Below are 11,525 nucleotides of genomic sequence, written 5' to 3' on the forward strand. Positions count from 1 at the left end.
GGGTCGCACAGTAAGTTCTACCGGCCCGGCACTGCCGGGCTTTGTCTTTCCTGTAATGGCGGCGGTCTGTCGTCATCTTCCCCGCCGTTGCGCTGACCCTGCCAGGTAGCTGAGCGCCGCGCGGGAGCAGCAACGCCACCGGCAAACGGTGGCGTTTTGCTTGGCTGGGCGGCAAATCTTGCCGCCTGCCGCTTTGCCGCCGCCCGCGCCTGTCGGCAGAAGCCTGATTTTCTTGAGGGTTAATCACCAAAAAATGTTGGCACGCATCGTGCTTTAAACGCGGCTATTCCACCCCTGGTGCCGTGCCATGTTGAACAAGATGTCCCAGCAACTCGACTTTCTGCAGCGCTCGCTGGATTTGCGTGCCGCGCGGGCAGAGGTGATTGCCGGCAATATCGCCAACGCGGACACCCCCGGCTACAAGGCGGTTGACTTCGATTTTGCCAAGGCGCTGCAGGCGCAGACCAGCCAGCAGAATGGTTCGCTGGGCATGGCGCTGACCGATAGCCGCCACCTGAACGGCCGCGGCAGCCAGGCCGCGGGTGGCGAGCTGCAGTATCGCAGCGCGGTACAGCGCAGCATCGACGGCAACTCGGTGGATATGGATATCGAGCGCGCGGCTTATACCGACAATGCGCTCAAGTATCAAAGCACGCTGACTTTCCTCGGCCGCCGTATCAGCGGTCTGATGGATGCCATCAAGGGCGGCCAATAATCATGTCTCTGTCTAATGTCTTCAATATTGCCGGCTCGGCGATGACCGCGCAGTCGATGCGCCTGAACCTGGTGGCCAGTAATATCGCCAACGCGGAAAGCTCCACCAGTTCTACCGGCGAACCCTATCGTGCGCGCCATGCGGTGTTTACCGCCACGCCGGTAAAGGCCGACGTGCCGCAGGTGGCTGGTGTGCGTGTCACTGCGGTAGAGGAAGATACCTCGCCGTTCCGCATGAAGTACCAGCCGGGCCACCCGCTGGCAGACGAGAACGGCTACGTGAAGATGTCCAACGTCAATCTGGTGGAAGAAATGGCAGACATGATTTCCGCCTCGCGCTCCTACCAGACCAACGTCGAAATTGTGAATACCGCCAAGACCCTGCTGCAAAAGACTTTGCAGCTGGGGCAGTAAGCTGATGCCGGGAGAGTGTGATGTCCACCATTGCTAATACCAAGTACAACCAGACGGTTCTGGACCAGATCAACGGCGGCAGTAGCCAGTCGAACAATGCGGCCAACGTGACCTCCGCCGAAGAGATCCAGAACCGCTTCCTGAAGCTGCTGACCACCCAGATGAAGTCGCAGGATCCGCTCAATCCGATGGACAACAGCCAGATGACGACGCAGATGTCGCAGATCAGCACCGTGTCCGGCCTGGAAAAGCTCAATTCGACGCTGAAGGTGATGATGGATTCGCAGCTGGCCAGCCAGTCGATGGCGGCGGTCAGCGTCATCGGCAAGAAGGTGCTGGCGGAGGGTAATGCGCTCAACTTGAAGGATGGTGCGGCGCCCGGCTTGCTGAAGCTGTCGGCTCCGGCGGACAAGGTGTCGATCGATATCCGCGACAGCAATGGCAAGTTGCTGCGCTCGATGGATATCGCGGGTGGCGATGCCGGCATGCTCAGCTACAGCTGGGATGGCAAGGACATGAATGGCGCGACGGTAGCGGACGGCAGCTACAGCGTGCAGGTGAGCGCCAGCAACGCCGGTGCGGCAGTGGAGGCAACGTCGTTGCAAGGTTATATGGTCAGTGCGGTGGCATTTGAAAGTGGACAACCCCAGTTGGTTCTTTCTTCCGGACAGCGAGTTGGCCTGTCGGATGTGGAATTGATTACGGCTTAAGCGTTCGAGGAGAGAATCATGGGTTTTCAGCAAGGTCTGAGTGGTCTGAATGCAGCCAGTAAATCGCTGGATGTGATCGGTAACAACGTTGCCAACGCCAATACGGTTGGTTTCAAGCAATCGCGTGCCGAGTTTGCCGATATCTACGCCAACAGCCTGTCGGCGATCAGCAATACCCAGGTGGGTATTGGTGTGCAGACGGTGAACGTGGCGCAGAGTTTTTTCCAGGGTAACGTCACCACCACGCAAAACCCGCTGGATCTGGCGATTTCCGGCCCGGGCTTTTTCCAGGTGAATTCCGCCGAATCGGGTGATGGTGTGTCTGCCTATACCCGTAACGGCCAGTTCAAGCTGAACAAGGATGGCTACTTTGAAAACAACGGTTACTTCCTGACTGGTTACCAGCTGGACTCCTTCGGCAACGAAATCGGCGCCGAAGGGCCGTTGAGCATTTCCAACCTGGCGCAGGGCGTGGCCAAGGCCACCACCAATATCGACTGGAGCTTCAACCTGGACGCCGACAGTACCCGCACCCCGGCAATCGCCTATACGGCTGGTGGTGGTTACGATGTGCCGGATGTGACGGTGCGTGGCTCCTACTCCTACACCAATACCAGCAAGTTCTATGACAACTTCGGCTCGCCACATGAAGTGACGGTGTTCTTCGTGAAGCGTAATGCCGGGACCAATACCTGGGATGTGTATCGCCAGCTTGATGGTGGTACCGTTACCAACGCTGATGGCACTGCCGCACCGGCTACTGCGCCATACCAGATCACCTTCGATTCGTTGGGGCAATTAAATAGCCCGACGCCACCGACCTTCCAGATTGGTGTCGCTGAAGGTGTGACGTTGGCCAACCCGATTACCATCGATTTGAGCAAAACCACGCAATATGCTGGCGAGTTTGCGGTGACCGGCCTGAATAATGACGGTTACCCGCTGGGTAGTCTGGCCAGCGTTAACGTCGGCGGTGACGGCCTGGTGAGTGCACGTTTCTCCAACGGTTATGTACAGAACGTTGGCCACATCAAGCTGTACAACTTCGTCAATCCTCAGGGGTTGCGCCCGGTGGGTGACAACCGCTGGCTGTACACCGACAGCGCCGGTGCCAAGACCGTCGGCAGCCCCGACTCCGCTGGCCTGGGCGCGTTGCAGTCCGGCGCGCTGGAAGACTCCAACGTGGATACCACGCAGGAACTGGTCAACATGATCGTGGCACAGCGTTACTACCAGGCCAACGCGCAGACCATCAAGACGCAGGACTCGGTGCTGCAGACACTGCTGAACCTCCGCTAACCACTGATCTGACGGGTGTGAACTAAATGGACAAGATGCTGTATCTGGCAATGAATGGTGCCAAGCACGTGGATTTGCAACAGGCAACCACGGCCAACAACCTTGCCAACGTTCACACCAATGGCTTCAAGGCCGACCTCGCCTCGTTCCGCGCGCTGCCAGTCGTTGGCGATGGCGCGCCGACCCGCATCTATCAGGTGGACAACACCATCGGCCATGACATGTCGCAGGGTGTGTTGCAGCAAACCGGCAATGATTTCGATTTTGCCGTGACCACACCGGGTTTTTTTGCCGTGCAGTTGCCGGATGGCGGCGAAGCCTACACCCGTAATGGCGGTTTTGAGCTGGATGCGACCGGAACCATGCGTACGCGCACTGGCATGGCAATTGCTGGTGAAACCGGCCCGCTGCAGATTCCGGAAGGCTACAAGGTGGATGTGCGTCAGGACGGCTATGTCTATGCCATCCCCGCCAACGGCGGCGCACCGCAGGAGGTTGGCCGCATCAAGCTGGTCAACCCGCCGGCCAACACCATGTACAAAGGCGACGACGGCCTGTTCCGCCAGAGCAACGGCGAGGATGCCGATGCCGATCCGGCGGTGCGGGTAAAGAGCGGTTTTCTGGAGGCCAGCAACGTCAATGCCGTTGATAGCCTGGTACAGATGATCAGCCACGCCAAACAATACGACCTGAATGTCCGCATGATGCAAACCGCGGATCAGGATGCTCGCCAGGCGACACAGATTCTGTCGCTGAACGCGTAACGATAAAAATTGCCAGGTAACGACACCATGATGCGTTCGCTCTACATCGCCAAGACCGGTATGGAATCCAGCCAGTTTCGGCTGGACGTGATTTCCAACAACCTGGCCAACGTAGGCACCAAGGGCTTCAAGCGCAGCAATGCCGTGTTCGAAGACCTGATGTACCAGACGCTGCGTGAACCCGGCTCGCGTTTGCAGACTGGCGAAGAGCTGCCGACCGGCCTGCATGTCGGTCTGGGCTCGGCGGCCACGGCCACGGCGCGGGTGCATACCCAGGGTGGCCTGTCGACTACCGACAATGTGTTCGATCTGGCGGTGAATGGCCGCGGCTTCTTCAAGGTCACCACCCCGGATGGCGAAACCGCCTACACCCGCAATGGCCAGTTCCAGCGCGGCCCCACCGGCCGGCTGGAAACGGCGGAAGGTTACCCGCTGCAGCCGGAAATCACGGTGCCGGACGGCACCGGCTTCCAGGTGGCTGCCGACGGCACGATTTCCTATATCCCGGCGGGTGATACCACGCGAGTGGATGCCGGCCAGCTGGAGCTGGCGGACTTCATCAATCCGGCCGGGCTGGAAAGCCTGGGCGGCAATCTTTACCGCGAAACCACCGCATCGGGTGCGCCGGTTGCCGGTACCGGCGGCTTGCTGGGCTTTGGCGCAATCAAATCCGGTTTTCTCGAGGAATCCAACGTCAACGTGGCCGAGGAGCTGGTGGGCATGATTCAGGCGCAGCGGGCGTACGAAATGAACTCGCGTGCCATCAAGACGTCGGATGAAATGCTGCAGCGCCTGACGCAGCTGTAATCGATTAGGGGGATGGTGATGAAAAAACTGCTGCCGTTGTTGTTGTCTCTGCTGGTGCTGACGGCATGCAGTACCCAGGCGCCACCCATTACCCAGCAACCGATGTCGCTGCGCCCGCAGGGGCAGCCGGCGGCGGTTCTTCCGCAAGGCTCCATCTTCCAGTCCGGCAGTTTTCAGCCGTTTTTCGAGGACAAGGTACCATTGCGTGTCGGCGACATCCTGACCGTTACCATCAGCGAAAGCTCGACCTCCTCGAACAAGGAAGATTCGGCCGGCAACCGCCAATCCAGCATCGATGGCTCCGTCGGTGCCTCGCTGTCGCTGCCGTTTGTGCCGGGTGCGCTGGAGAAAAAACTGGCCGGTACCTCGCTGACGGGCAGCGGCTCGGCCAGTGAATCTGGCAAGACCAGCAGCTCCAATAGCAGCCGCTTCCAGGCCACGATTACGGTGACGGTGATCGATGTCTACCCGAATGGCAATTTGCTGGTCAGTGGTGAAAAACAGGTCAAGGTCAACAGCGAGCACGAGTTCGTGCGTTTGTCCGGGGTGGTGAATCCGCGTGACATTGCCCAGAACCGCACGATTGAATCGACGCGGCTGGCCGATGCGCGCATCGAGCAGATCAACCAGGGGCGCAGCCGCTCTTACAACGATGTGGGCTGGCTGCAGAAGATCTTCCTGGCGGTGATGCCGTTCTGAGGCGGAAAACAAACATGAAACGATGGCTGGTGCTGTTGCTGGCAAGCCTGCTGTGTGTCAATGCACAGGCGGCGCAGCGGCTGAAGGAAATTAGCAGTGTGGCGGGGGTGCGTTCCAACCCGCTGCTTGGCTACGGTCTGGTGGTGGGGCTGGATGGCAGTGGTGACAAGTCCGGCTCGTCGCCGTTCACCACCCAGTCGCTGGCCAATATGCTCAACCAGCTGGGGGTTCAGGTGCCGGTTGGTACCAAGCTCGACCCCAAGAATGTGGCCGCGGTGTCGCTGACCTCCGTGCTGCCGCCGTTTGGCCGGCGCGGCCAACCTTTGGATGTCACGGTATCGTCGATTGGCGATGCCAAGAGCCTGAAGGGCGGCACGCTGCTGCTGTCGCCGCTAAAGGGCGCGGATGGTCAGATCTATGCGCTGGCGCAGGGTAATGTGGTGGTGGGCGGCGCCGGTGCCGCCTCGGGCGGTAGCAAGGCGCAGGTCAACCACCTGAGCGTTGGCCGCATCCCGGCGGGTGCCACCATCGAGCGCGAAGTGCCGAATGCCTTTGCCAGCAGCGAAGTGGTGATGCTGAACCTGCAGGAGTCGGATTTCACCACCGCCAACCGCGTGGTGATGGCGGTGAACCGCGAGTTTGGTGCCAACACCGCCCGCGCGCTGGATGGCGCCTCGGTAGAGGTGCGGGCGCCGCAGGACAGCAACAGCCGCATCCAGTTTTTGTCTCGGCTAGAAAACATTAACGTGGAGCCGGGCGAGGATACGCCGCTGGTGATTATCAACGCCCGTACCGGCTCCATCGTGATGAACAAGGCGGTGAAGCTGGAGCCGTGTGCCATTGCGCACGGCAATTTGTCTGTCACCGTGAGCAATACTCCCGGGGTCAGCCAGCCGCCGCCGCTGAGTGGTGGCAATACCGTCACCACCAACCAGGCCAATGTCGCGATCAAGGCGGATGCCGGCAAGGTCATCAACCTGCCGGGCGGTGCCTCGCTGTCGCAGGTGGTGAACGCGCTCAACACCGTGGGGGCGACGCCGCAGGACCTGGTTTCCATCCTGCAGGCGATGAAATCCTCCGGCGCGCTGAAGGCCGATCTGCAGATCATCTGACACGGCTTGCGGCCAACAAAAAACAGCACCTGCGGGTGCTGTTTTTTGTTGGCCCGCTTTTTGCTGTAAACGGGTGACTGTTACCGGAGCACCTTCGTATGGCCCTGCCCACACTTCCCAACCGATTGGTAATGGACCCTGCCTCAACGCAGGGCATTGCCGAGCTGACGCGCAAAGACCCCAAGGCGGCGATGCGGGCGGTGGCTGGGCAATTCGAGGGCCTGCTGCTGAGCCAGCTGATGTCGGCCATGCGGGAGAACTCGCTGGGCGGTGATGAGGATTCCGGCGAGATGGACACGTTCCGCGGCATGTATGACCAGCAGCTGGTGCAGGGCATGATCCAGTCCGGCGGTATGGGCTTGGCCAATGTGCTGACGCAGCAGCTGATGCGAGCGGCAAATCTGTCCGACGGCCAGCAAGATCTGCCGCCGGTTGCCGTGCAATTGCCGCCGGTGGTATCCCAGGCGCAGCTGCGCCAGGCCTATGGTGAGAGTGTCAATGCGGGTGCTGCCGCGGCAGCCACCACGGCACAACTTGCTGCGGGCGATCCGCTGCCCGGCGATAAGGATGGCTTTGTGGCGGCCATGCTGCCGCATGCCCGCCGTGCGGCGGAACGGTTGGGGGTAGCGCCGGAAGTGCTGGTGGCGCACGCTGCTCTGGAGTCCGGCTGGGGACGGCGCATGCTGCGACAGCCGGATGGCCAGAACAGCTTCAATTTGTTTGGTATCAAGGCTGCTGGTAACTGGCAGGGGGGCTCGGTGGCGGCGCTGACTACCGAGTACGAGTCGGGCAAGGCGAAAAAGCAGGTGGAAAGTTTCCGTGCCTACCAGTCCTATGGCCAGGCCTTCGACGACTACGCGCAGCTGATCGAAACCAGCCCGCGCTATCGGTCGGCATTGAATCAAGGCAATGATTTCGGCGCTTATGCGCAAGCGCTACAGCGTGGCGGTTATGCCACGGATCCGGCTTACGCCGCCAAGCTGCAGGCAGTGGCCAAGAGTGTTGTCGCCCTGTAAGGCTTCAATTTACGGCCACGCTGCCGATATAAAGTAGTAAGGAGAGCAAGATGAATCTGTTGAATCTGGGTGCGAGCGGCGTATCTGCGGCCAGGGTGAACCTGGAAACCACCAGCCATAACATCAGCAACGTGAATACCGATGGTTATTCGCGTCAGGTGGTGTCACAAAAAGCTGCCTTGCCACAGTACAACGGTTTCGGCTTTCTGGGGCAGGGCGCCGACATCGCCAGCGTCAGCCGCATGTTCGACCAGTTTGTCGAGGTGGAGCTGCGTACCTCCACCTCCACCATCAGCTCGCTGCAGGCGCAGCAGAATGCGCTGGGCACCATCGACAATATGCTGACCGACAGCTCCACCGGCATCATGGCCTCGGTGCAGCAGTTCTTTACCGCCATGCAGACTGCGGCGGCCAACCCGACCTCGATTGCCACCCGCCAGGTAGTGCTGAGCGAGGCGCAGGCGCTGGTGGACCGCTTTCAGACCACCAACAGCCAGATTGAGGAATTGCGCCAGAACCTGCGCAGCTCGGTGGATGTGTCGGTCAACCAGATCAATACCCTGACCGAGAATCTGGCCAAGATCAATCGCCAGATCACCATCCTGTCGGATGGCTCTGCCAAGGTGCCGAACGATCTGCTGGACCAGCGCGACAAGCTGGTGGTCGATCTTGGCAAGCTGGTTAACGTCAACGTGGTGCAGTCGGATGACGGCAACTACAACGTCTTCCTCGACAGCGGCCAGGCGCTGGTGGTGGGGCCGAGCTCGTCCAAACTGTATACCCAGACCACGCAGAGCTCGACCAAGGTGATGCTGGATAACCAGTTCACACCGGATACCCAGATCAGTTACACGGATATCCGGGGCGGTGCACTGCAAGGCTATCTGCAGCTGCTGGAGCAGGATATTCCGCGCGTGCAGATCGACCTGGGCAACCTGGCTGTCGAATTTACCGATGCGGTGAACCGCCAGCATGCGCTGGGGGTGGATCTGACCGGCCAGTACCAGCAGGCGGCCACGCAGCATTATCTTGATCCGGCCACGCCTTCTGGCCCGTACATGGCGCAGGATGGTGGTTTGTTCCAGGACTTGAGCCAGGAGCGGCTGACGGCGGAAAACGCCACCAACATCACCGACGAAGCGCTGGCAATGCAGCTGGCGGTTGCACACATGGCGGTGAAAGTCGGCAACCCGGCGCAGCTGGCGATGTCTTCTGGCGTGATTGCCACTTCGCAGGTCAGTGCCGATGGTTCCATCACCAAGCCGGTGATCAGTTCGGTGTGGCAGGAGGCCTATCTACACCAGGACAACACCACGCCGTTTGTCGGCAAGGAACCCAACGCGCGGCTGTTCGACGTGTTGCCCCCGCCGGCTACCGTGCAGATTCCGTTCGATGCCAGTACCAACCCAGTGTTCGGCACGCCCACCGTATCGGTTGCCGGCTATACCGCCACGGCGATCAGCAAGTCGACTACCCAGCAGGGGGTGTGGGAGTTCGAGCTGACCAGTACCGCGGCTCCGTCGCAGACGGTGAAGCTGGCATTCAAGGCGGAGTCGTTGCCGCTGACCGGTACCCAGAGCCTGACGATTCGCGCCCGCGATCCGGCCACCGACGGCGTAAACGGCATGGATAACAGCAATATGCTGGCCATCAACAGCCTGCAGTCCAAGCCGATTCTGGCCAGTACCAAGACCGGGACAACCTCCTTGCTCGCCAAGATCACTGATCCGGGCTTCACCCGCACGTCGACCATGGAGGTGTTTTTTGCGCAGACAGTCAGCTATGTGGGTAGCCGCGGCAGCATTACCGATGTGCAGTTGAAGGCGCAACAAAACCTCAACCTGGAAGTCACCAAGAAAAAGCAGGGGCTGTCGGGGGTGGATCTGGATGAAGAAGCGGCCAACCTTGTGAAGTTCCAGCAGGCCTATCAGGCATCCAGCAAGGTGATCCAGGTTGCCCAGGAAACCTTCCAGGCTATCCTGGATGCCGTAGCGTAAGTAAAGGACTGAGTCATGCGAGTTACCAACGCCACACAATTCGGTCTGGGGGTGTTTTACATGCAGCAGAAGCAGCAGAGCCTGCAGAAGCTGTATGAACAGATTTCCTCCAAGCAGCGGGTTATCACCTCGTCCGATGATCCTGCCGCCGCCTCGCTGGCGATTGAAGTCACCGCGATTGCCGATCGCAGCAGTCGCTTTGTCAGCAATGCCAGCCTGGCATACGACCAACTGGCGACGACGGATACCACTTTGCAGAACGTGTCGGACGTGATTACCCGGGTGCGCGAACTGGCGGTACAGGCCGGCAAACCGGCGCTGTCGCAGACCGACCGTGCGGCGATGCGTAGCGAGCTGGTGGAAGTGACCAAGAACCTGGTGGGGCTGTTCAATACCACCAGTGCCGAAGGCAATTACATCTTTGGCGGTACCGCGACTGGCTCGAAGCCGTTTGAGCTGTCGTGGGAGCCCGTCATCCAGGTGGATTACCAGGGCAATATGCAGCGTCAGGAGGTGGCTGTCGGTACCTCGCGCACGCTGGCGCTGACCGAGCCGGGTAACCTGGTGGCCGGGCAGACCAGTACCGTGCCGCTGCTGACGACCGCACTGGCGGCGGTACCAGCCGCGCCGCCGGCGATTCCCGGTAATTTGCCCGCGGTCAGCAAGGACCCGGATGCCTTCACTGCCGGCAATGAATTGTTTCAGGCCATTTCCCGCTTGGACGTGCTGCTGCGCGTTGGTCCCAATGACCCAGCGAGTACGGCAGAGTTCGATCGCATGCTGTATGAATCGAGACAGCTGACTGCCGCTGGCACCACACCGAATCCGTACAAGGCTTATGAAGACTTTGCCGCCACCCCGGACTGGAACATTCCCAATCCGCCCACTCCGGATAGTGGCAGCGCCTATTACTCCAAGGGTATGGCCGAGGTGTTGAAGGGGCTGGATGCCGGTTTTGAACAGGTGGTGTCGGTGAATACCGTGATCGGTTCGCGCATGAATGCGGCGCAAACGGTAAAGGATATCGGTACCGAACTGGATATCAACTACACCAAGCGTATCCAGCAGCTGGTGGGGCTGGATGAAGATGGTTACGTAAAAGCCATTTCCTCCTACCAGCAGGCGCTGACGGCGCTACAGGCATCGCAGCAGACGTTCTCCAGCATCAGCAAGCTGTCGCTCTTCAACTATCTGTGATCGGTGTGACTTAGTGGTATGATGCCGCCCTTTGTCGGCATGGCGGTGGGAATGATATGGAAACAATGCGTTTGTCCAAGCGCCTGGCAGAAATGGGCGTCTGCTCGCGCCGCGAAGCGGATGTTTACATTGAAAAAGGCTGGGTAAAGGTAAACGGTGTTGCCGCCGTGCTGGGGCAGAAGGTGGGGCCGGAAGACCACATCGTGGTGGAAAAGCAGGCACTGGCGGCGCAGTCGCAGCGCGTTACCATTCTGCTGAACAAGCCGGTGGGTTATGTGTCCGGGCAGGCTGAGGACGGCTACCAGCCCGCCGTGGTGCTGGTGCGGCCGGAGAACCACTGGAGCGCGGATCAGGCCAATATCAGTTTCTCGCGCGAGCATCTGAAAGGTCTGGCGCCGGCAGGGCGGTTGGACATCGATTCGGTCGGCTTGCTGGTATTGACGCAGGATGGTCGGGTAGCCAAAGAGATCATTGGCGAAAACTCCGACGTGGAAAAAGAGTACCTGGTACGGGTTGCTGGCGAGCTGGATGCCGAAGGCCTGCGCCTGCTCAATCATGGCCTGGCGCTAGATGGCCAGCCGCTGCAGCCGGCCAAGGTGTGGTGGCAGAACGAGGATCAATTGCGCTTTATTCTGCGCGAAGGCAAGAAGCGGCAGATCCGCCGCATGTGCGAGCTGGTCGGCTTGCGGGTCGTGGGCCTCAAGCGGATTCGGATCGGCAACATCATGCTCGGCGATCTGCCAACCGGACAGTGGCGTTACTTGTCGCCGGAAGAAAGTTTCAGCTGATAAAAAAA

Annotated in this window: 12 protein-coding genes; all 12 read left to right on the forward strand. The window is 60.0% G+C overall.

Annotated features, from left to right (window positions below):
* Positions 1-319: 319 nt before the first annotated feature.
* A complete protein-coding gene (flgB, locus tag ABNW52_RS02390) occupies positions 320-715 on the forward strand; it encodes a flagellar basal body rod protein FlgB (RefSeq protein ID WP_349583489.1) in 396 nt (131 codons plus the stop codon).
* Between the two features lie 2 nt (positions 716-717).
* Positions 718-1,128, forward strand: coding sequence for a flagellar basal body rod protein FlgC (flgC, locus tag ABNW52_RS02395; protein WP_349583492.1), 411 nt, complete (start codon positions 718-720; stop codon positions 1,126-1,128).
* Between the two features lie 20 nt (positions 1,129-1,148).
* Positions 1,149-1,838, forward strand: a complete 690-nt coding sequence (locus tag ABNW52_RS02400; RefSeq protein WP_349583495.1) for a flagellar hook assembly protein FlgD — start codon at positions 1,149-1,151, stop codon at positions 1,836-1,838.
* Positions 1,839-1,856: 18 nt separating this feature from the next.
* Positions 1,857-3,137 (forward strand): flagellar hook protein FlgE, encoded by a 1,281-nt coding sequence (flgE, locus tag ABNW52_RS02405; RefSeq protein ID WP_349583498.1) that lies wholly within the window; start codon positions 1,857-1,859, stop codon positions 3,135-3,137.
* A 26-nt stretch (positions 3,138-3,163) separates the two neighbouring features.
* On the forward strand, positions 3,164-3,901 hold the full coding sequence (gene flgF / locus ABNW52_RS02410) for a flagellar basal-body rod protein FlgF (protein WP_349583501.1): 738 nt from the start codon (positions 3,164-3,166) through the stop codon (positions 3,899-3,901).
* 27 nt (positions 3,902-3,928) lie between these two features.
* Complete coding sequence (gene flgG, locus ABNW52_RS02415) at positions 3,929-4,708, forward strand: flagellar basal-body rod protein FlgG (RefSeq protein ID WP_349583504.1); 780 nt, start codon at positions 3,929-3,931, stop codon at positions 4,706-4,708.
* An 18-nt stretch (positions 4,709-4,726) separates the two neighbouring features.
* The gene (locus tag ABNW52_RS02420; RefSeq protein ID WP_349583507.1) at positions 4,727-5,407 is read left to right on the forward strand and encodes a flagellar basal body L-ring protein FlgH; all 681 of its coding nucleotides are present in this window, start codon (positions 4,727-4,729) and stop codon (positions 5,405-5,407) included.
* 14 nt (positions 5,408-5,421) lie between these two features.
* Complete coding sequence (locus ABNW52_RS02425) at positions 5,422-6,519, forward strand: flagellar basal body P-ring protein FlgI (protein ID WP_349583510.1); 1,098 nt, start codon at positions 5,422-5,424, stop codon at positions 6,517-6,519.
* 131 nt (positions 6,520-6,650) lie between these two features.
* Positions 6,651-7,535, forward strand: coding sequence for a flagellar assembly peptidoglycan hydrolase FlgJ (gene flgJ, locus ABNW52_RS02430; RefSeq protein ID WP_349583513.1), 885 nt, complete (start codon positions 6,651-6,653; stop codon positions 7,533-7,535).
* Between the two features lie 50 nt (positions 7,536-7,585).
* Entirely contained in the window at positions 7,586-9,532 is a 1,947-nt protein-coding gene (flgK, locus tag ABNW52_RS02435; protein ID WP_349583516.1) for a flagellar hook-associated protein FlgK, read from the forward strand.
* Between the two features lie 15 nt (positions 9,533-9,547).
* The gene (flgL, locus tag ABNW52_RS02440) at positions 9,548-10,729 is read left to right on the forward strand and encodes a flagellar hook-associated protein FlgL (protein WP_349583519.1); all 1,182 of its coding nucleotides are present in this window, start codon (positions 9,548-9,550) and stop codon (positions 10,727-10,729) included.
* A 56-nt stretch (positions 10,730-10,785) separates the two neighbouring features.
* Positions 10,786-11,517: a pseudouridine synthase gene (locus tag ABNW52_RS02445; RefSeq protein WP_349583522.1), complete on the forward strand. Its 732-nt coding sequence runs from the start codon at positions 10,786-10,788 to the stop codon at positions 11,515-11,517.
* Positions 11,518-11,525: the final 8 nt, after the last annotated feature.

Source organism: Vogesella oryzagri (assembly GCF_040148885.1).
Taxonomy (GTDB): Bacteria; Pseudomonadota; Gammaproteobacteria; order Burkholderiales; family Chromobacteriaceae; genus Vogesella; species Vogesella oryzagri.